The sequence below is a fragment of the Sphingobacterium kyonggiense genome (genome assembly GCF_039536825.1).
In the GTDB taxonomy this organism is placed as follows: Bacteria; Bacteroidota; Bacteroidia; order Sphingobacteriales; family Sphingobacteriaceae; genus Sphingobacterium; species Sphingobacterium kyonggiense.
Genome location: NZ_BAAAZI010000007.1, coordinates 143032 through 165003, shown reverse-complemented (window position 1 = coordinate 165003; position 21972 = coordinate 143032). Strand labels below are relative to the sequence as shown.

At 38.3% G+C, this 21972-nt stretch carries 14 protein-coding genes; 2 read left to right on the top strand and 12 right to left on the bottom strand.

Going from position 1 to position 21972, the window contains the following annotated elements; all coding sequences use genetic code 11:
* The first annotated feature begins 124 nt into the window (after positions 1-124).
* Positions 125-2371 (top strand): alpha-L-fucosidase, encoded by a 2247-nt coding sequence (locus ABD676_RS09485; RefSeq protein WP_344674431.1) that lies wholly within the window; start codon positions 125-127, stop codon positions 2369-2371.
* A 475-nt stretch (positions 2372-2846) separates the two neighbouring features.
* On the opposite strand, the gene ABD676_RS09480 is transcribed toward ABD676_RS09485, so the two are convergent.
* Together ABD676_RS09480 and ABD676_RS09475 are read right to left on the bottom strand one after the other, a co-directional pair.
* The gene (locus tag ABD676_RS09480) at positions 2847-4424 is read right to left on the bottom strand and encodes a hypothetical protein (protein ID WP_344674430.1); all 1578 of its coding nucleotides are present in this window, start codon (positions 4422-4424) and stop codon (positions 2847-2849) included.
* Between the two features lie 49 nt (positions 4425-4473).
* Positions 4474-4650 (bottom strand): hypothetical protein, encoded by a 177-nt coding sequence (locus ABD676_RS09475; RefSeq protein ID WP_344674429.1) that lies wholly within the window; start codon positions 4648-4650, stop codon positions 4474-4476.
* A 959-nt stretch (positions 4651-5609) separates the two neighbouring features.
* Between ABD676_RS09475 and ABD676_RS09470 the strand changes: the two genes are divergently transcribed.
* Positions 5610-5813 carry a helix-turn-helix domain-containing protein gene (locus ABD676_RS09470; RefSeq protein ID WP_344674428.1) on the top strand — a complete coding sequence of 68 codons (204 nt, stop codon included), beginning with the start codon at positions 5610-5612 and terminating at the stop codon, positions 5811-5813.
* Between the two features lie 170 nt (positions 5814-5983).
* Here ABD676_RS09470 and ABD676_RS09465 read toward each other — a convergent pair whose 3' ends face one another.
* The 10 genes from ABD676_RS09465 to ABD676_RS09420 all read right to left on the bottom strand — a co-directional run bounded on the left by ABD676_RS09465 (position 5984) and on the right by ABD676_RS09420 (position 21960).
* On the bottom strand, positions 5984-7678 hold the full coding sequence (locus ABD676_RS09465; protein WP_344674427.1) for a LamG-like jellyroll fold domain-containing protein: 1695 nt from the start codon (positions 7676-7678) through the stop codon (positions 5984-5986).
* Positions 7679-7743: 65 nt separating this feature from the next.
* On the bottom strand, positions 7744-9681 hold the full coding sequence (locus tag ABD676_RS09460; protein WP_344674426.1) for a M60 family metallopeptidase: 1938 nt from the start codon (positions 9679-9681) through the stop codon (positions 7744-7746).
* Positions 9682-9687: 6 nt separating this feature from the next.
* Positions 9688-11424, bottom strand: coding sequence for a LamG-like jellyroll fold domain-containing protein (locus ABD676_RS09455; RefSeq protein WP_344674425.1), 1737 nt, complete (start codon positions 11422-11424; stop codon positions 9688-9690).
* 21 nt (positions 11425-11445) lie between these two features.
* Entirely contained in the window at positions 11446-13149 is a 1704-nt protein-coding gene (locus ABD676_RS09450) for a DUF5008 domain-containing protein (protein ID WP_344674424.1), read from the bottom strand.
* Positions 13150-13182: 33 nt separating this feature from the next.
* Positions 13183-13896, bottom strand: a complete 714-nt coding sequence (locus ABD676_RS09445) for a hypothetical protein (RefSeq protein WP_344674423.1) — start codon at positions 13894-13896, stop codon at positions 13183-13185.
* A gap of 4 nt (positions 13897-13900) precedes the next feature.
* A complete protein-coding gene (locus ABD676_RS09440; RefSeq protein ID WP_344674422.1) occupies positions 13901-15418 on the bottom strand; it encodes a RagB/SusD family nutrient uptake outer membrane protein in 1518 nt (505 codons plus the stop codon).
* A gap of 17 nt (positions 15419-15435) precedes the next feature.
* Positions 15436-18600, bottom strand: a complete 3165-nt coding sequence (locus ABD676_RS09435) for a SusC/RagA family TonB-linked outer membrane protein (protein WP_344674421.1) — start codon at positions 18598-18600, stop codon at positions 15436-15438.
* 32 nt (positions 18601-18632) lie between these two features.
* Positions 18633-19634, bottom strand: a complete 1002-nt coding sequence (locus ABD676_RS09430; protein WP_344674420.1) for a DUF5007 domain-containing protein — start codon at positions 19632-19634, stop codon at positions 18633-18635.
* 7 nt (positions 19635-19641) lie between these two features.
* The gene (locus ABD676_RS09425; protein WP_344674419.1) at positions 19642-20340 is read right to left on the bottom strand and encodes a hypothetical protein; all 699 of its coding nucleotides are present in this window, start codon (positions 20338-20340) and stop codon (positions 19642-19644) included.
* 21 nt (positions 20341-20361) lie between these two features.
* Positions 20362-21960: a RagB/SusD family nutrient uptake outer membrane protein gene (locus tag ABD676_RS09420; protein ID WP_344674418.1), complete on the bottom strand. Its 1599-nt coding sequence runs from the start codon at positions 21958-21960 to the stop codon at positions 20362-20364.
* Between the last annotated feature and the right edge of the window lie 12 nt (positions 21961-21972).

Sequence of the window (21972 nt, the reverse complement as noted above, 5' to 3'; positions counted from 1 at the left end):
TGTTGTGCTCTTGTTCGACTAATCAAATTCTAGGATTTGCTGTGTAATGTCGAGTCGAGCTGTGGTTCATAAGGTAGATTTCTAACCATCTACCTATTTTCATGCTTAGTTTAATTACCATACGATGAAATCTCGCTTAACCTTAATTGCCTTATTAGGAATAGGCTTACCTATTGTACATGCCCAAAACATCCTTCCTGGAAATACATTACCGTTGAAAAACACCTACGCTATTGAGCCGCAGGATAGTCCAGAGAAACTATTGGAAAAGGCTGCTCATGTAGTGCCTACAGCTATTCAATATCAAGCTCTCCAAGATGAATTTATAAGTTTTATTCATTTTGGACCAAACACCTTTACGAGAATGGAGTGGGGAGACGGAAAAGAAGATCCTCGAATATTTGATCTTAAGACTTTAGATACCGATCAATGGTGTGCGAGCATGAAGGCTGCTGGGATTACAAAAGTGATATTCACAGCAAAACATCATGATGGCTTTGTGCTTTGGCAAAGTCGATACACCAAACAAGGAATTATGTCTACTGGATTTCAAGGTGGGAAAGGTGATATTATGAAAGATCTTTCTAAATCTTGTCAGAAATATGGTCTAAAATTAGGTGTGTATCTATCTCCAGCAGATCTTTACCAGATCGAAAATCCCGAAGGCTTATACGGAAACTTGAGTAAAGCCACATTAAGAACAATACCCCGCAAAATAGAAGGTCGACCTTTTGCTAATAAAAAGACTTTCCAGTTCGAACTGGATGATTATAATGAATATTTTCTTAATCAATTATTTGAATTGCTGACGGAATACGGTCCAATTCATGAAGTATGGTTTGATGGTGCTCATCCTAAAACAAAGGGTGGTCAGCAATATAATTATCCTGCTTGGCGTGAATTGATTCACACCTTGGCGCCGAAGGCCATTATATTTGGTAAGGAGGATTTAAGGTGGTGCGGCAATGAGGCTGGGGCAACTCGAAAGACCGAATGGAATGTTATTCCTTTCCAAGCCGACCCTCATGGCTTAGCAGCTCATAAAGATATGCGAGAAGAGGATCTAGGCAGTAGAAAGCAATTGGCAAATGCCAAATTTCTTCATTATCAACCGGCGGAAACAAACACCTCCATTCGTGAAGGATGGTTTTATCGTGATGACAAATTTCAGAAGGTCAGAAGTACGGATGATGTGTTTGATATTTATGAGCGTTCGGTAGGAGGAAACTCTATTTTTCTGTTAAATGTACCGCCAAATCGGGAAGGAAAATTCTCCGATGAGGATGTCCGGGTATTAAAAGAGGTCGGTGACCGTATCCGAAATACTTATTCTAAGAATTTACTGTTAAAAGGAAAATTACCTTTTTCTTTAGTTGATGGCAAATTATCAAGTCATTATAGCCTGAAACAAAATACGGGTGAAATTATTTTAGAGGCTGCAAAGCCAATTCTGACGAATCGATTTGTCATTCAAGAAGCGATAGATAAACATGGGGAACGGATTGAACGATTTGCGCTGGATGCTTGGGTCGATGGTCAATGGGAGGAAGTTGCACTTTCCAGTAACGTCGGCTATAAAAGGATCTTAAGATTTCAAGAAATTCAAGCTAAAAAGTTCCGTTTAAGAATATTAGAAAGCCGTGCTATCCCTGTTTTAGCCGAAGTAGGGGCTTATTATGCGCACAGCCGTCCACCAGAATTAAGTGTTCATCGTAATGCATCAGGCTTAATTAGCATTTCACCAAAACAACATGATTTTGGATGGAAACCTCATGGCCAAAATAGCCTGGAAAACCTGAAAGCCAATTATCAAATTTATTACAGCACTGATGGGGCAACACCTGATGAAAAATCATCATTATATACCGGACCATTTATTAGTGATGCAAGAGAAATAAAAGCAATTGCGATTACAAAAGATGGTGATAGGGGAGTAATAAGCCAAAAGGAATTAGGGTTGATTAAGCATGCTTGGAGGCTTATAGAAGTCAGTTCTGAAGATCCAAAATATAAGCGAGAATTCCTTTTCGATGAGAATGATAAAACCTATTGGAAGTCCCTTTCTTCTGCAGGCACACATTCCTTTACTTTAGACCTAGGAAAGCAGGAGCAGTTTTCAGCTATTGCATATACCCCACAAAAGCAAAACACGAAAGGGATGTTGGCGAAAGGGAAATTACTTTCAAGCCTGGATGGAAAGAACTGGGAGACTATTGGCATATTTGAATTTGGTAACTTAATAAATGATCCATCCACACGTACCTTCCGATTTGGGAAGTCAGTCCAAGCAAGATATCTAAAGGTTGAAGCCATAGAAATAGCAGGTGGAGACAACACCTTGAGCGTTGCTGAATGGGAAGTATATAAGTAAAAAGGGAAAAAGTCCAAAGGCTTAAAAAAGAATGTAGAAACTCTTCTTGTTATTCTGAGTCGGAAATGACAAGTCTGTTTTTTCCTTTTTCCATTCCCCTTTATCCTTTCTTCTATCTCATATCTAACAGCGAAGTGGTCTCATATCTCACATCTATTTCAGGTGTCTTTAGTCTGATGTCTAAACGTCTCTTACAGGAGTTTTCTTCGACACTTATTCGGATCTCCTTCGGAACTTGTTCGGATCTCCTTCGGATCTCGTTCGGTTCCGACCGAACGAGATCCGAAGGAGATCCCTATGAAATCCTAATAAATTCCGTAAGTGTATCAAAGCAATATCAAAGGAATATAGGAGGAAAATGGAGTTTGGTAGCAAGAAATAATCCGCAAAAAAAAATAGAAGAGCGATCGTTTCGCTCTTCTATTTTTTTAATATATACTTTGTAAACTTTTATCTTATTTGCAAAGGTGGATGCTTATTTACTACAAGGAATTTTAGTTTTACCCGAGCCATATCCTTTTAGAACTGTTTTTTGATCGACTTTTTGTGTGATTTTCACAACGTTTTGACCGGTTTTATTCCATACGAATTTGTTAAAAGTATTTCCATTGAATAATTCTAATTCGTAAAGTGGGCCATTGTTTACCTTGGATGCAAACAATCTTACTTCTCCGAGTTTACTGATTACAACTTTTACCATAGGAGTTGCTTTTGCTCCTCTTAGGTTATAAATCGCAGGAACGGTTCCACCTTCAACATTCACGCCCTGAAAATAACTTCCATCTTTGAATCGGATATTTTGAGGTGAGGATGCCCCTTTTTCAAATTGAATCTCTTGTGTAGCCATCGTTACATTATTCAATTCCATGTTCATGGAGTTATCCAATTCTGTAATGTCAAAAACAAAACCATAATCAGCAGCAGGAGCAGTAATTGTCATATCAATAACATCACCGCGGTAATAACGTTTACCGTCTTTTATTATATACGTTCTGTATGGATAATATTTTTCCTTATAATAATCAAAATCCCAGTTTAAGAGCTGCCCCCCTGTTACATCCTGTGTACAAGCTTGGAAAGTGATATTTAGATTATAGCGGGCTCCAGGTACGAATTTAATGTTAGGGATGCTGAAATTACTCTTCGGTTCATCATCAATAACTAGATTTTTGAAATTCAAACTAGCTGTGCTAGTATTTGGACTAATAATGAAAGTTTGTTCACTTTTAATGGAACGGAGTCCTCCGGTAGGTATATCACCAAATTTTACAGCCGTGGTATTTTGTGCCCCATAAGTCAATGCTCCATTTTCCAATTTTAAAGATGCTGAGGCATTCGTAGGTTTAAAAAATGGAGATGTAATAGTCGTAATGGCACCTGTCATATTCGGGTTCATATTTAAACTGGTAGTAACCGCACTGAACTGGTGTTTTAATACAATATTTAACAAATTTTCTCCATCAACTAATTTCAGCTTTTTATAAAAATACATTAATGCTGTCTTGACATCAGGGATGGTAGCAGTTGATAAATTTGTATGACCAGTAACTTCTGGAACTTTAGTCTTGTCATTTATAGAAAAAGCGACAAAAATATAGGTTTTACCTGCATCTAAAAGAATAGGAGCATCTGTTGACTCATTACCATAAGTATAAGTTTTGGATGTATTATATGTCCCATTTTCATTATAAACTAAAAGTTTATATTGCACACCTTTTTCAAGGGGTTTGGTTACAGCTGCAGCTTTCATCCCACGAGGTCTTGGTGTATTTGTCAAGGAAGAGCTGTCTCTTTCAAGCGAAACTTCCATTTTCATGTCATCGCCCAAACTTAATGTTTGAGCCTTAGCTGATAAACCGTTGCTTCTAGATTGATTGCCTGATTCCTTGGGTTCATCACTCTCTTCAAATTCAAAGGAAGCCATGGATACCTTCACAAGACCATCACCTTTTGAAACTGCCGTCTCGACCTCTTTATTACAGGAACTTAAGAATATAAAGCCTAATACCAATAATAGGCTGTATTTATTAAAATTTTTTATGTTCGTTTTCATGGAGCGTAATCGAATTAATAGTTAGAGTAAAAAAATAATTTGAATGGGTTTACCAATCTATATTACGATTGTCATCCGGTAGATCCTGCCACTCTTCATATACTTTATTCTTATCGTCGTGTGGGCGTACTTTTGCAGATCCAGCAGCAAATCCTTCTTCTGTATAGATCTTGATCATCTGAATGGTAGGTGATTTATAAATCCCCTGATTACTTATTTTTTTCATCGTTAGTATGAAATTGTATTCTAAAATAATAGCTGTTAACGTGTGATTAACGGATACAATTTTCGGCAATTTTTAGTGGTTAAAAATGATGACTGTCACTATTTGTAGCTGTTTGTCTTCTATTTGTAGTGTGAGTTTAAACTTTTATTATTAATTATTAGGATATTTTAATCTACAGTGATATTAACTTCATTTAAAATTGATATTAATAGTCTCTTAATGGAGAGGATGTTTACTTAATATTTGTATAAATATTTGGAAGTATTATTAAAAATTTCATTTAATGAGTTTTTTAACTTTCAACTATAATCAACATAACAATAGACTTGTCAAATAGGGAAAAATAGGGGTTTTTGATTATGAAAGTCTGTTGTTTTTAGTTTGATTATGAGAAGATTCTATTGACTAAAAATAAATAAATCTTGTGATTTAAAATTCAGATAAAAGAAGGTTTTGATGCTATCAAATTAAATACCTTGTTACCTAAAATGAGGTACATTTTTTGGATCAGAATATGATATATGCTTTCGTTATAGTTTGTTTAAATTAACTTTAAAACACTTATTGTGTTCTTATTTGGAAAATAAATGTTAACAGAAACTGCCAATTCGGTTTAGCAGAGCCTTAAAAATTGTAGATATAATACTACTGTATTTTGAGCTAATTTTTTGATAATTGGTCTTATTGTATTTTTCATCCTTTATTCCGTTGACTATTTTGCTAACTTGTATTAATTGGCTACCTGTGTGAATTTGATGCATACTGTTAATTAGGAAATTGACTTTGCACTATAAGTTTGATATAATGCTGGTTTTAATTTTAGGTTGTTATTTTGAAACCTATACGCTTCATATTGTTTTATGATTTGTTAATATTTTTAATAAAATTTAATTTATTTCCTTTGGATTAGGGTTTACAAGGCTTAGATTTGTAAATCAATCAAGATCTTAAATATATATATGCCAATAATTGTCAATTTAGATGTCATGCTTGCAAAGCGAAAGATGTTGAGTAAAGATTTAGCCGATAAACTAGGAATAACTACAGTTAATTTGTCGATCTTGAAAACAGGGAAGTCTAAAGGGGTTCGGTTCGAGACCCTAGAAGCAATATGTAAAGTTTTAGAATGTCAACCGGGAGATCTCTTAGAATATAGAGATTGATTTAGATAGAAAGGGAACCAGATTATTTGATAGACATTCCTAAGTAAGGGTAGGACAGCATAAAATAAGCCCCAATGTTTCGGTTGACTGAAAACAGAGGGGCTCTTGAAAAGGAATCTAATAATAATTAGAAAATTGGGACAATCATTAAACCACTAATAAAACAGCCCTTAATCATTTAAGAATTCCAGTTCAAAATTGTTTAGGTAGGAGTTTCCGTCCATACCAAAATCACTTAATACATCAATTCGCATCCAGTAAAGGGTTAATGGAGCAATATCATTGACAGTAGTAGGGATTGAAATATTGGATGTTACAGGAAGATTTACGGTTCCTGAAGGATAGTTCTCTCCGAGATTTATCCAGCTGTATTTGCCGGACAACGATAAGTTTGGTGCTCCAGGGATACCTGTGAAGAACTGACTACCAGTGCCTTCATCCATTGGCCAATAACCGATGATATTGGCAAAATTCGGGTGTTTGCTGATATCCTTTAATCCGAAATTATCTTTAATGGTTGTTGCAGATAAAGCTGTATTATAATACGTTAAGTTAGCCGCTGAGAAGTTCGTTGGCACGTCATTATCTCCTGGGCGATGACCCACACGTAGATCTTCTAAACTGCTTAGGCTTTTTCTGGAACTGATGTTAGCTGTGGCCTGATGCACTCCATCCATATAAAGACTTAAATTTCTGGTGCTAGCATTCACATATTCCACCGTCATAATTAGATTTCTCCACACTCCGGTTCCCGGATTGTTAGGTGAGTTAATTTGCTGCTTTCCACTTCCACCGTTATTCGATCCACCGACAGTTACAGCCCATTGACCATTACTAGGGTAGAAGTTCCATTGCCATCCGGTGATGTTCTGACCACCTAAGTTTGTACTCTTGCTAAAGAAGCTGGAATAACCATTCGGTACGGGGTTATTGAATTTGACATCCATTTGCACAGTGAAACTTTTCGTTTCTCCTGCATCATAACGATTGTCAGGATCATGTAGGGTAGCTCTACCTGTCTTGTTGTCGAATTGCACTGGATTGAAGCCTGATTTTTCCAGTTTGAATTCTTTGAACAATGGATTATATAGCATAATAAATCCATCGTCAATATCGGTGTTCTGCTTACCCATATTGGTAGTCAAGATCACTAGCCACTCTTCACTAGCATAGCTTTCTCTTGCTTTCATGGCATTGATGATTTCACCAACATATTCATCAGATTTTAATACTGCAGCTTTAAAACTGCTATTTTCTTCTGAATAACCGCCTTGATCGCCTGCTTTTACAACATCTCTTAGGTTCACATAGATGGTTCCTAAGCTTTTATTGTTTTTAATTAATGCGATGGTGCTGTCTTTAACTGCTTGATCCGTATTGACAATTGGTGCATAATCAGCCACTTTAACATAGTTGCGTAATTCATCCCAAGGCGAGACCATTGCTGTTTTTACCGTTTTGTATTGTGTGACATAGTCCAATACATTACGGTAAGAGGTGACATCTCCATGTTCATGGTTATCGTCGTTTTGATCTCTTTCAAAGTCATTATTGACAATTTGATGCTTTGCCAAGGCAGTTCCCGTTAATATAGATGCCCAACCCGCTGCTGGAGTTTCTGTCCTAATGGTATTGTAAGCATATTTCGAGTTTTTCTTTAATGCAGAAATCTGAGGCGGAGCTATTTTTTCAAGCATTGGACCGCTTAGCCCATCTATACTTATCAAAAGTACCTTACGTTGAGCCTTCGTCATGTCTTTCAGTTCCTCAAACACGGGAGGAGGATTGTCATACTTGGTACAACTTGCAATGGCAAGTGCGGAAAGTAGACAAATACTGGTTAGAATTTTATTATATATTTTCATTTGAATAGCTGTTTAAATAGAGCTGCTGATCGATAAAATTAATCAACAGCTCTTCATGCAAGTTTTTATGGTTTTATTAAATTCATTTCTCCAAATACCACATATGCGTTGCCGGTATATCCATTTTTCACAATGATTTTGAAGTATTTTGCATTGATATTACCATTCGGGAAGATATATTCAAATCGACTATTGTTGTTTGGTAATACACCAGCTCCAACCATGGTGAAATCTATGTTGTTCCGACTGTAATACACCTCGAACTCCTTACCGTCACCTTGTCTATTGCCTCCTGGGCGAGCATTAAAATATATCCCTTTGATTGGCATATTAGCACCAGCATTCAACACAAAAGAGAATGGATAAGACTCTGTAGGGCCGATATTACTATACTTGGAGTGGTAGAAAGTGTTTGGATCTCCATCTACTAAGTTAGCTACGGAACCTTCCTGAGCTGGACAGCTCACATAGGTTACCGAGGTTTTGTAAACGATATCATTATCTCCTCCGGTTTTAGTCAATGGGTTATATTCCCAAATTGCTTTTTTCAATAGCGGATATTTTGATGCTACACGTTGAGCCACGATATCACTATAGCTGATTCCCCAAGCATCAAAGAATGGTGATAAATCTACTTTTGCATAGTCAGAAAGCTTTTCATAGACCCAGTTATGCTTCGTAATATCATTCGGATTTCCACGAGGTGCATGTCTTGCTTCGGTATATAAGTGTGTCATGGCACCGTATCCGTATTTCTCAAAGATCTGTACAAATGGAGTCATTCGTTTGAATGGGTCGTTCATAGCAGCATCGGCATCAAAGTTTTTAGATCCACCAGCCGTACTTGCATAAGCTATTGCTTGTGGAAATCCACTGGTTACCGCAGGGTGCATCACTTTGTAATCTGCACCAATACGATTAGCTACTTTGAAGTTGAAAAGGTTATTGGTTGTTTCACCTAATGTACTCCAAGACCACACACTTGGTTGTTGACAGTTGTGTCCAAACTCGTGGTAGGATCCCCACATACCTCTGCTAGAAGTAATGGAGTTCAAACTTGTCATGGCTCCAAACCATTCAGCATCATTTAAACCAACAAATGGGAAACCATTGTGGCCATATCCTGCAGATAATTGAATATCCAATACGCCACGCCAAGCACCTTGAGGACTGCGATCTTTCTCGTCCGCAGCATCATCTGATAGGCCCATCCATCCGTTGAAGTCATGATCAAAAACATCATTCCATTTTGTCAAGACAGCAGTAGGATTAGTAAATGGTTCTTGTGAGCTGAACGTTTTAATAACACGATCACGCGGGATAAGGAATACAACACGTTTTGTTCGTAATTCTAACCAAGGAACTTTTGATGCTTTTACTTTAGTTACCCAATCCGCATCTGTACTTTGCCCTAATACAAAGTCAGGAGATACTACGGCATTGGTAATGGTAAATTCAACAGGGTTTGCATAAGCTCTATCTGCACGAATGTAGATGGTTCCACCATATAGGTTTCTCACATAGTTTGCACCGGCATAAAGACGCTGACGCATGTAGATTACTGGATCGCGCAATAGTGGGTATTTACCTCCTAGGTTATCTGTATGTCCTCCGATTTGAACGGTCAATCCTTCAATACCTTCAGGGACTTCAATCTTAATTAATTCACCAGGTGCAGCATAATAACCTGTACTAAATTGAGGCTCTGGTGCCACATTAATCTTTAGGTTTTGTGTAGTCTGCTTAGTGAAATTCAAGTCTAAGGTAAACTTAGCATTCTGTACGCGCGGTTCAGATTGATCAACTAAACCAGGGAATACACGAGCTTTAGCATACATAGACTTGTCAATCTGCTTCATATTGGTGTCAATGACCCCGCCAGGCGTATTACCATCATATTCTGGGTAACCATCTGGAACAAAATAACCGTATTTCTCGCATGAGGAAACACCCAGTAGCGAGGTAATTAGTAGTAAGCTATAGAGATAATTTTTCTTTTTCATGGTCGGTTAATCTTTAGGTAATGTGATCGATGGAATATAAAACTTACCCATTAATCCCCAATTTTGTGGAATGGCAATATTCATCCAAGAGTAAATCATGGTTGGGATATCCACATTGTTTGGTACTGCACGAAATGCTGATGGAGAGATAGCAGGAGAAATATTCGGTGAAATGTCACTGAAAGATGCCCAGTTGATAGCTCCCATTAAATTAAATGGAGCAGATTTTCCTGTAACATCTGAAAGGGTTTTTCCAGAACCTTCCATACCTGGCCAATAGCCAACAAGTCTGTTATAGTATGGGTCAACCTCTGAGGTGATAGGTGTGATTTTAATTTTAGATAATAAATCTGCTTCTGGAATGGCCATATCGTAGATCGCTAAATCAGCAATCATACAGTTAACATTTCCATCGCCAATAGAACCTAGGCGCAATGGACTAGTGGTATTGATATTTCCTAATCCTGTAATATTTAAGGGACCTCCTGGCGCAGGCACACCATCAACATATATGGCAACATATCTTGTGCTTCCTTCTTTATAAAAACGGGCAGCGATGGTATGCCAATTATTATCTGCAATATATTTGGTATGCACGCGTTGCGTGTTTCCTTGTCCAGACTGGCTAAAGTTCAATCCAACTGTACCTCCATATTCCATGAAGAATGTCCATCCGACCACACCTGGGCTAAAAGATGCTCTTTTAGTTAAAAAGCTAGGGTAGAAGGTTGAACCGTAATCCCAACGGATGTTGAAACGAATGGTAGCATCCTTGTCAGCACCAAAGTTTCCAACATTAGGATCTGATTGTGTTGCATTTGATCCTGCGCCTACATATTTTGCTGTAGTACCGGAATATGGTAAAGCATTTACATTTGGTTTCTCATAAGCCACTGGAATAAATTTGGGGTTATAAAATGCCAAATAGGTATTTCTTGAGCCGTCTGCAAAGATATTGGAACCATTAGGACCACCTGATGGACCACCAGCTTTACTTGAGGCTACTACCACTAACCAGTTTTCTTTATGAAAGGTTTTACGGTTATTTAATGCAGTAAGAATTTCACCAATGTAGGTGTCTAATTTATTGATAGCATCTACATAAGCGTCGTTGTTACGGCTATAATCATTATTTGCAGCAAGTTCAGCAGAATGGAATTGAGCCAATACTACCGATGCATTGCCATTGGATACTTGTTCAATAGCTGCTGATTTTACCTCCTCATCATTAGCAAGTGTTTTCTTAGTGGTGGCATCAATAGCTAAATGGTCATTGAAGCTAGCTGAAGAACTGATGGAAACAGTTTCCAAGTTTCTTTTTTCACTCTTTAATCGCGTGAAGATCGAAGGGCTGGTATTGTTATTAAAGCCGGCAAAATCTTCTGTCGTAACACCTGAAACAGTATAATCTAATCCAGTCATCATGGAAGTCCATGCACCCGCATAGGTTAATGCATTTCGGTGATTATCAGCAAGACCATCATAACTGTAAATAGAATTTTCGGTTATTAAGGATAAGTTGTTGGGAGCAATCTCTTCAACAACAGATCCTTTAACACCATCCATAATGATATATAAGACACGCTTAGAACCGTCATTGACGTTTGTTGTGTCGTTTTCAGAGGGCTCAGGGAGCACATTAGCAAATTCTTTATTACAGCTTGATAAGCTCCAAGTTGTAATAGCCACCGTTAATGCACTAAACAACTTGATCCCTTGAAGTAAATTTCTTCTTTTTTTCATATCTAGTATATTAAGATGTAATTAGTTGGCAATGGTTATACGCAACAGGTTTTTAGGCAATGTACCGTTGAAACGAACGATATCCCCAACTAGGATAACCTTAGTTCCATTGGCCACAGAGGTCTCAACCATATCGTAAATTCTACCTTGGAAACCACCAGTATTGTTATATTCTGGTTTTAATGTTCCATCATCTTCAAGGATCATAAATCCCTGACGTAGGTAATCCCCATATTTATTGAAAGTACCAGAGACAATGATTTTACCATTATTTAATTGTCCTGCCCAAGTAACTCCACCACCTGTAATGGCTTGTGTGTTGAACGAGTCAACTACAGAACCATTGGCATTCAATAAACATACGCCAGATACACTTTTACCATTGAACTTTGTGAAATTACCAGTAACGACAAATTTGTTAGTGGTACTATTAAAACGGATAGAGGAGATGTCTCCATCAGCACCTGTACCTGTCTGGAAAGATTGATCTACTGATCCATCCAAGTTTAGACGTACTATACGTTTTGCAGATACACCGTTGTAGTTTTGGAAGTTACCCACCAATATTAATTTTCCATCTGCTTGCATGGTTGCATCAATAATAGCTCCATCCCCAGCTATACCACTTTGGTTGATGTTTTTCAGGTAATGAAATGTAGAGTCTAGAGAGCCATCGGCATTGACACGAACCATTTGACGCATACGGGTATAGTCATATACCTTATCGTCATAAGTAGAGTTTGGATAATAGATACGTTTGAAGTTTTGGAAGTTTCCTAAGATATATACCTTCTCACCGAAAGTAAAAACCTTGCGGACCATACCATCTACACCTGCATTGAAGGCAGGAACAGTATCATTATTCTTCCATGTTTCCTCTGGTTTAGGGTTCACAATAGGTACCAATGAATTTCCAGCAATATCACGATCGGAAGTTTTCATGGTATCTAACTTACCATCGACATTTAAACGGGTAACATTGTTGATGATTTGCTTATTTGGTTTTGTACTATTGAATGCTGTGAAGCTACCACCAATAATAAATTTACCGTTATAAGGTCCCGTAGTAATTCTGCTGATGGAGTAAATGATACCAGCACCACCTACAACACCTTTACCAAAGTCAATATTGTTGGTAATATAAGCACCATCGGCATCGGTCTGAGCAATACCAGCATTAGGTTTTTCTTCTGTGGCTTTTAATTCAAAGTTATTGAAGGCACCGGTTACCCAAAAGCGTCCTGAAGGTAATTGCTCGATGTCAAATACAGTGGATGCTCCACCACCATTCAGGCGACCAGCACCATTCACTACTTTAAATGAACGATCTACCGATACTTTTCCACCTACGGTTAGAATAGGACCAAAGAAGGTTTGATCCATCGCAGTGATCCATACACTTCCTGTACTTGCAGTAAGTGGAACTTGGAAAGCAATGGTGCTATCTGTAAAATTCAATACTTCGGCTTCAATTTCATTGACAAATAATTTGAAGTTGTCCTTGTATTTCATTAAGCCTTTGACCTTTAAGGATACTTGAGATCCGGCATTTATGGTACCAAGCTCTGTGGACTTCGTCACAAAGTTGATGTCGAGTACCTGCTTACCACCAGCATATGGGTCTTCTGCAAGCTCTGTTTTTCTTGTACATGCAAAGAAGGTACAGCTAAACAGAAGGATAGCAGCGGAAAAGAGGTTTAATTTATAGTTCTTTAATGTTAACATGGAATCATAATATTTATGTTAATACCTGTTTTCTTAAGGGGTTAAGGGAGTGATACCTGCGGAGATCGCTTGATCGATAAAGGAATCTACAAAGAATCCGAAGGTATGTTTCTTTCTGTTTAGCACATGCATAACCCCATTATTCGTCTGAATATCGGATGTAGCCACAGGGATATTGCGTAAAGCAATCTGTGGATTGGATAAGTCCGGTATATAGGCTAAAAACAATTGTCTGTAACCTGCATATTGAACGCCTCCTGCATCATTGAAGATGACACCAATATTCATAATTCGACCTCCATAACTGGTGTAGTTCTGCCCCGGATAAGCTACATAAGAGATGGTATCACGTTGTGGATAGTCCTTCAATAGGTTTTTACCCTTGAAGATATAATTGGAGATCAAATTCTTCCATACTTCTGGTTTAATTTGATCCAATTGCTTCACTGTGTCCTTACCATTGAATTGTAAATACTTGTTCAAACCCAATACGGCACGGGTAATACATCCACTTGGAGGGGCAAAAAAGGTTACTTCCTCATTTTGAACGACCTGTTTCATACCAGCCAGTTCAAGAACCATTAAGGTACTATCGAAGAATGGCTTCTTCTGCTCCATATATTGAATGGTATTACCTTCAAATTTTGGATCATGTATGCCTGAGTCAAAGTAGTACTTCTTACAACCTGTAAAACAGATTATCATGACTACCGCTAATATTCCTATATTAAAATGCTGTTTTTTCATAAGTTTAGTTCCAAAAAGTATTACCGATTAAACTTGGGTTCGCACTTGCCTCCTGAGAAGAAATAATCAATGGCCATGTCCAAGCTCCACTATTGAAGTTTCCTACAGGAATAATAGCATTGGAGAACTCTGTACTAACGGCACGCTTGGTTCTTACTAAGTCAAAGAAGAAATGGCCTTCACCGATTAACTCTCTCGAGCGCTCTTTGTAGATATCATCCTTCAATCCTTGGCCACTGGACGTAAATGCTGGTGCTCCTGCGGCATTTCTAACCTGGTTAACATAGCCTCTTGCTTCATCTTCATTTCCTAATTCTGCATGTGCTTCTGCCACGAGTAATAAGGCATCCGGCAAGCGGAAGATGATAGCTGAATCATCATTATTAACTGTTAGGTTAGCACCTGTACCTGTTGAATAAATATTAATGAATTTCTTCAATTGGAAGGTGTTGTTGTCTGAGCTCATGTTTTCAAACCATATAGCTCTACGTTCATCTGGAGTTGCTACAGGAAATAACTTCTCAATGTACTCCTTTTCATAGGCCATAAAGCTCGTAGTCTTGGAAGTTTGGCCACGATAGGGGTAGTGGGAGAAGAAAAATGAAGGATTTGCAAACGCTGCAAAGGTCTCTCCATAGTTATACTCCTGCAACACACCAAACAAGTTCTCTGATGTTTTACCTTTAAAGATTTTCTTGGTATTCTCAATGGTTAGAGGCAATAACTGATAATCGGTATAAGAAGCAAGTTCTTGACCTAAGTCTACGACTGCTTGATAATACTGATTCTTATCCGTCTCATCCCAAGCAGCAGCCCACATATTAAGGTGCATTAATAAGGCTATGGCAGCACCTTTAGTTGGCCTAAAGCCTGTAGAAGCATTGTCAGAATATTTCACTGGTAAATCGTTTATTACCGATTTGACATCTTCAATACATAGTTTAGCAACCTCAACTTGATTCATCCTTGGTAAAGCCTCGCTGTGATAAGCATCGGTATAATACACAGCATCGCCGAATATCTTGATTAAGAACATATAGCTTAGGTTTCTAGTGAAAGTAGCCTCTGCTTTATATTGTCTTCTGTCTTTATCCGATAACTCCGATGATGGAATTTTATCGATTTCAAAAATTAAGATATTACTTGCGGCAATAACATCATACCATCCTTTCCAGTTCATGACATCCTTAAAGCGGTTGTCATAGGTTGAACCTCCACTGAATACTGGTTTTAAGTTATTGTTGATTACATTATTTACAGGACCATTTCCACTGTTATCAATGGTTCCAACTACTTTTACAAAGTTAGCGCGCATGTCCAATGCTGGGATTAGTATGCTATTACCAACCTTTGAACGTAGTCTGGTATAGATTCCACCCATATAGCTTTCTGCGTCTTTTTTGGTCTTCCAAAAATTATTTCCGGATAGGGCATCGATTGGTGTCACATTTAGGAAGTTATCACATGCTGTGAATCCAAACATCAAGGACCCTAAGAGAATGAGCTTTGTTAATTTTTTCATCTTCATCATACTAATTGTTAGAATTCAACATTTAAACCTAATGTAAACTGCTTAGGTAATGGATATCCACCTGAGAAATCTCTACCTAATGCTGATACGTTCTCCGGGTTAGGACCTGAATAACGAGAGATGTATCCTAAGTTTGCTGCTGTAAAGTTGACACTGATTCTGTTCATACCGTATCTTCTCGTCATGTCTTGGTTAAAGTTGTAATAAACTTTCACCGAGTTTAATTTAAAATAAGATCCGTCCTCTTGGAATAAGGTCTGGTTAATACGGAATGGATTTAATAAGGCATTACGCACAAAGTCAAATGGGTTAGGATAGGTTGCCACATCGCCATCTGTTTGCCAGTAGCTGTATTCCGAAATTGGCACTAAACCACCCATTCCTGTAGGATTTCCAAACATGGCAAACTGAGAAGCCAAGTTGTTGTTTAGAATGTCACGCTTCAAAGTAAAAGACGTGTTAACCTCTAAACTCCAGTTTTTGAATTGAACCAAGTTCATCAAACCACCAGTAATAGCTGGTTGTGAGTTACCTGCAATAACACGGTCATTGTTATCCAAGATGTAGTTACCATCTAAGTCAGTGAAAATTGGATCACCTGCTTTGAAGTAATTCAAAAGACCATTCGATCCTACGCGATATGGAAGACCTGTTACAGGGTCAACTGGAACATCTGCATTATTTGCATAAACTCCTTTTGTATTGAACAAGAAGTTTGATAGGGAGTTAAGTCCTAAGCGGTAATAGATATCTTGTCCTAATCCTGGGTCAACATAGATTTGTTCTCTTAAACCATCTGGTAATTTAGCCAACACTTCACGGTTAATAGCGAAACTTCCTGAAAGTGACCATTTAAATGGACTAGTAGGACTTAAAGGTCTCGCAGTAGCTTGGAATTCCCAACCATAATTGACGTTACTAATCTCGGTAGAAGCAATCTCACGGAAGGCATTCGCCTCAGAAATTTGTTTCTTCTTAAAGATGTGGTCATTCTGCTTGTAATAACTGTCCATCATGATGTTGAAACGGTTATTAAAGATCGAAAAGTCAATACCGAAGTTATAAGTTGTCGCTTTTGATGGCTCTAAACTTAGGTTAGGTAAAGTCCCTAAATCAGAAATAACAGTGTTGTTGTTGTTGTATCTGTTACCACCTACATATTTACCATAAGCTTGGTAGATATTACCATTTGGAGAAATGTTGGAACCATAACTAAAGCGTAAATCACCATAGTCTAACCAAGTCAGGTTGTCCATGAATTTCTCTTTATCAAAGTTCCATTTAAGCGCAATGGAAGGGTTTTTCTTATAACCTGCATTAGGGCCGTTGGTTGAAAGACCGTCGATTCGGTAATTCAAATCCAATACATAACGTTGCTTGTAGTTGTAAGAGAATTGACCTGCAAAAGCAACTGTTCTCAAGTCAGTGTAACCAATTGTACCACCTTTTGAACTTAAGTAATTCGTCATGTTGGTGAATGGACCACGCAATTGATCATTTACCACACGGTCATTCAGCATGGCATCTGATTTAAAGAAAGATGCTCTTAATTCAGAGAATGCGAATAAAGAGAAGCTATGCGCATCTTCTTCATCTTTTGAATTATCCTTAAACCCGAATACATACGATAATTGATTACGGTTATAAAGTGTTGTTGCGCGATCATTATAAGTATAATACTGAGCTTGATTTGAATTTAATGCAGCAGGGGAGAAGTTATCTTTAGTTCCCGATTGGCCATTATAGTTCAAATAAGATGCTGCCTTAAAGTTCTTAAAGAAATCATAAGAAATATTCATAGTAGCAGAAGTTACCAATACCTTATTGTCATCATCGGTTTTAAGGGCTCCTAAAACAGAGTTTACAGAAGAATATAAGGATGGTGGAGGTAATAAGGATGAAGAAGCTCCCCCTGATGCAACCCCTTGGTTCAATAATCCATTTCCACTTCCCATTCGCTGTCGCTGTATGGAATTGTTCAATAAAGCTTCTAATTTAAACTTCGTAACAGGATTATAAATCATGTTCATATTCAAGTTATAGCGAGCATAACCCGTGTTTTCTTGAATACCTTTTTCATCATATAAACCTAAGGCAACTTTATAGTTGAACTTTACATCACCACCAGATACGTTTAAGTTGTGGTTCTGGTTATATGTTGGGCGATAAAAGTAAGACTGCCAATCCGTAGAATTGTTATAATAAGCATTCAAACTATCGGATAGGAAAGGCGTAGAGTTCACCAAATCCAAACCATGGTTATACGAAGTATCATTCATCAAGATCTGACGAATACGTAGCATACGTTCTTCTTTACCACCAATTACAGAACGCAATTGAGGCACTGAAGACATAAATGCAGAACCATTATAGCGAACTACTGGTACTCTGGATTTACCACGTTTTGTGGTGATTAGAATTACACCGTAGGCACCTCTAGATCCATACATGGAAGTAGCTGCTGCATCTTTCAATACGGTAATATCTTCGATATCCTCAGGTGGAATCTGTGATGCTGGTGATACACCTGGACCTGCTTGTTGGAAACCATAAGAGAAGTCAGCATTATCATCTACTGGAACCCCATCAATTACATATAATGGTGAAGTAGGTGTCAAGAATGCCGAGTTACCTTCGCCAGTAACGTTTAAGCTAGAGATACCACGGATAGTTACAGAACCACGGAAACCCGGAGCACCTGTATTGTTCTGGATATTCAAACCTGCAACTTTACCTTGTAGTAAGCTGATTACATCACCTGCTGGTTGACCTTGAATGTCTTTACCAGAAATGGTAACTGCAGCACCGGTATTTAAGGTTCTACTCTTTGTTTGGTAACCCGATGTTACCGTGATTTCCTCAATTGTATTGCTGGAAGGACTTAAGCCGACCATGATATTAGTACGATTTTCTACTTTAACAGATTTCGGTTCAAAACCTACAAAACGGAAGGTCAGCGTAGCATTATTAGGTACATTGATGCTGAACTTACCATCTTTATCTGTACTTCCCACAGAAGAGCCATTGCTGAGGATAGTAGCACCAGCTACTGCTTCCCTTCTGGAGGTAGAACTATCGTATACTGTTCCTTTTACCGTTATGCGTTGTTGAGCAAGAGCCGCATCATGCATATGGAAAAGCAGTAAAACTATGATGTATTTGATATATTTCATTGAAATAGTCTTAAATGTGAATGGATAGGAAACTAATCGTTGTCAAACTTCGGTTTGTCCCTTTTAAACCAAAATGTCAATTCCCAATCTGCTTTCTCGAAAATCTTGAAATTGAAGGTCATGTAGTTCTTCTGGAAGACATTTCCGAAAGCCATTCTACTGAATCGGAAAACTACTTGAGCCTGATCTCCAGATGGAATCGTGTAGCGCGTTGGGTAACTACTCAATGGAATAGGATAAGCCACGTCATAACGAACCATTTTATCATCCTTCTTCATGTTAAAGCCATGGACTAAGTTGGCCCAATCTGTCTCATCAAATAAGTTCGGGTCAATAGGATTAGACAAGGAGTCAATAAACTTGAATGTCAAACTATTTCCTTTACCAGTTTTCTTGAAAAGCACTTGTACATCATCTCTTGTATTAAGCGGTTGACCACGTTCGCCCATCATAAAAATACTCGTTGGGTTTACTGAGATGGATGTTCCTTGCCCTGTAATCGGGTCTAAATTGGAAGGTTCATAAGGGCGTTCGCGCAATGGCATAACACGTAGATTCTGGAAGTAACGACGACCTCCTGAATTCGACATTTCCACATCAAATACATAACCTGAATCAGGTTGTGCTTTGATCATATTGGAATTTGCTGCTGCCCACATGATAAAATCACCTGAATGAGGTCTAATCTCAAATAATGGATGATTCTCTATGGTACGTTTTGCCTCGATTTCCTCAATGGATTTTTCGGTTCCATTATAGATTCCCTTCCACACCGTAACAGGATAAGTCTCTGTCAGCTCAGGTGCTGGGCTTCCATCGAAAGTTCGCATATTGACGATCTTGAAGTCCAATGGCTTACTGGAGTTACCATATTGAAAAATATTGTTAAATAAGGTATTTCTCCCCAGTACAGGTTTAAATATCGTCTGCGTATATTTTGAGTCATTGGCGATTGATAATCGCTCTTCCGGCAAGTTCTTTCTACAAGATGAAAATGCCAAGAGGGCTATACCTAAGCATGCACCAATCTTCATAAGGTTATTATAAGTTATCTTCATCTTCAATTAATTTCATACGATCCGTAAATTCATCAAATCCAAAGTTGTGCGTAGGCGATAGGATGTTGATGGTTGCATTGTTGGTTTTGATATTAACTGTTGTCGCTCTGCTCGTAATCCAATCTTTTACCAAGTCAGATCCAAAGGGATTACTAAAGTCCAATGAACTTGCTCCTCCTTGCACAAAGCCTGATGCGCTTAATTTGACATAACGGGCATGCATTGGATAATTAAACTTGATGGACATTAAAGGCAATCCGTCTAACTCTTGGATGTAATCATTTGTAGTTTTTACATCACGGATGATATAACGGCAGATTAGGGTATCCAACTGATCGGCATCTACTGTGCTCAGGGTCAAAGGTGCTTCACCTTCAGCTTTAAGTGATAAATTCAAATACTTTAGAGCCGCTACAAAGTTTTCATTCACCGGAGCGAATAAAGTAACCTTCTGGTTGTTTAAAGAGTCTTCCAAATCTGGAAAACGGTTTAAGACCAAAAGCAAAGAATCAAATGTTCCTTCAGGTTGAGCCTTGAGGTATGCTAATGCAGTTCCGTCGAAAGATTGCACCTGATTTTCATAATCATAATATGGAGAATCGCTCTTGGAACAAGAGGAAAACCATAAAGCAACCATACCCAGCAAAATGGCCAACGTATTTCTTATATTTAGGTATTTCATACTCATCATTTTTAGGTTTTATTATTGCCAATAAGGGTTCTGCGTGATTAAGGAATTGGCATTGATCACATCCTTTGAAACTGGCCAGTAGATACCTCCGGCTGATTCAAACTCTTGGAAGGTCATGTCTTTTCCATTTTTAGTTGCAAATACCTGATTGGATTTTTTCAAACGTTGGTAACGGATGATGTCATACCATCTCCAACCTTCACCCATTAATTCTTTCCTACGTTCTTCAAAAATTGCCTTTAAAACATCTGGAGAATTTTCTGTAGAATAGACGATACCTCTTAAGTTACATGCCTTGTTCAACGCATCGTATGCCCCTGAGATATCTCCTAATGCTGCCAAGGCCTCAGCTCTTAACAAGGTGATTTCCTCCATGCGGCTGAATACTAAGGAAGAAGAGAATAAGGTTACATTTCCTGATGTATTTGATGGGTATAACACCTTGATTTTATTGAAGATTGGCATCTCGGTTTCAAAACCATAGAAGTAATTTGTTCTATAAAAACCAGATACCGGATCTTTACTAAAGCGTAAATCCTTAGGATTGGTGAAGATGTTGATGATGCTGTCTTTGTTGACAAACATCTCCGGCTTTGATTTTGGAATAAAAGGAGAGGCTAGGATAAGTTGCTCAATGTGACCATTGGCAGTTGAAAGTCCGTTACCTGCTTCAAATGGAAAACCCACCATAACTGTCGCACGCTTATAAGCAAATGGACTCATGTTATTTTGGTTTTCAGTAAGGGCATCCATATTGATGTAATCTAATGGATTGGCACCATCTACATAATATTGCGTAGATTGATTGTCCAATACAAATTTTGAATAGGTAGCTGCATCAATATAGTTTCCTTGCCAAGCGGCAATATGAGCCAATAGAATATACGCTGAAAGACGGGTATACACGTTTCCATTCCAGCTAGCCCATCCACCACCATAATACTGACCAGGATAGATAGGGTCTGTACCTCCGTAACGGAAAGGAACAACCTTTGCTGCTGCTAATAACTCGGAAGTCGCAAATCCTAATACTCGCTCCTGCGAGGTGCGTTCGGTCTTGATGAAATTGCCATCATGTGATGATGTAATCAATGGCACATCGCCCCATATCCTTACCATGTAGAAGTAAGCAAATGCACGCAGCATTCTTGCTTGAGCCACATCAACATCGTGGTTTAATTTGGTGTATCGACGGTCAAGTTCTAGAATTTCACCTGAACGTTCGATGAATAGACTTGCAGCATTGATAGCCGCATAAAAGCGACGCCAATTTGTGATGCGGTCTATTACCGGGTATGAAGCGTTTAATTGCCCCTTTACAATGGCTTTAAGGTCCGCACGAGTAGTAATGGTAAAATCACCTTCACGTAAATCCCCCATTAGCCAGTGGCCATTATCGGCAACTGTGGCTGAACGCAATAGGCCGTAGATGGACATCAAGTTTGCCTTGCCATCCTCCAACGTCTTCCAGTTCGTTTCTTCAGTAGCTAGACGGGTAGAAGGCGCGTCGTCAATTTTACTACATGACCCTGCGCTTAATAGCAATAGGCCCATGCCGACACCAGCAAATACTCTACGGATATATAAATTGTTTTTAATCGATAAATTCATGATAGTACTTGT

Excerpts from the sequence above, each read along its gene's own strand:
- ABD676_RS09460 (WP_344674426.1), bottom strand. The coding sequence starts at position 9,681 with ATGAAAAAGAAAAATTATCTCTATAGCTTACTACTAATTACCTCGCTA.
- ABD676_RS09455 (WP_344674425.1), bottom strand. The coding sequence starts at position 11,424 with ATGAAAAAAAGAAGAAATTTACTTCAAGGGATCAAGTTGTTTAGTGCA.
- ABD676_RS09465 (WP_344674427.1), bottom strand. The coding sequence starts at position 7,678 with ATGAAAATATATAATAAAATTCTAACCAGTATTTGTCTACTTTCCGCA.
- ABD676_RS09450 (WP_344674424.1), bottom strand. The coding sequence starts at position 13,149 with ATGTTAACATTAAAGAACTATAAATTAAACCTCTTTTCCGCTGCTATC.
- ABD676_RS09420 (WP_344674418.1), bottom strand. The coding sequence starts at position 21,960 with ATGAATTTATCGATTAAAAACAATTTATATATCCGTAGAGTATTTGCT.
- ABD676_RS09475 (WP_344674429.1), bottom strand. The coding sequence starts at position 4,650 with ATGAAAAAAATAAGTAATCAGGGGATTTATAAATCACCTACCATTCAG.
- ABD676_RS09480 (WP_344674430.1), bottom strand. The coding sequence starts at position 4,424 with ATGAAAACGAACATAAAAAATTTTAATAAATACAGCCTATTATTGGTA.
- ABD676_RS09485 (WP_344674431.1), top strand. The coding sequence starts at position 125 with ATGAAATCTCGCTTAACCTTAATTGCCTTATTAGGAATAGGCTTACCT.
- ABD676_RS09430 (WP_344674420.1), bottom strand. The coding sequence starts at position 19,634 with ATGAAGATTGGTGCATGCTTAGGTATAGCCCTCTTGGCATTTTCATCT.
- ABD676_RS09470 (WP_344674428.1), top strand. The coding sequence starts at position 5,610 with ATGCCAATAATTGTCAATTTAGATGTCATGCTTGCAAAGCGAAAGATG.
- ABD676_RS09435 (WP_344674421.1), bottom strand. The coding sequence starts at position 18,600 with ATGAAATATATCAAATACATCATAGTTTTACTGCTTTTCCATATGCAT.
- ABD676_RS09445 (WP_344674423.1), bottom strand. The coding sequence starts at position 13,896 with ATGAAAAAACAGCATTTTAATATAGGAATATTAGCGGTAGTCATGATA.
- ABD676_RS09425 (WP_344674419.1), bottom strand. The coding sequence starts at position 20,340 with ATGAAATACCTAAATATAAGAAATACGTTGGCCATTTTGCTGGGTATG.
- ABD676_RS09440 (WP_344674422.1), bottom strand. The coding sequence starts at position 15,418 with ATGAAAAAATTAACAAAGCTCATTCTCTTAGGGTCCTTGATGTTTGGA.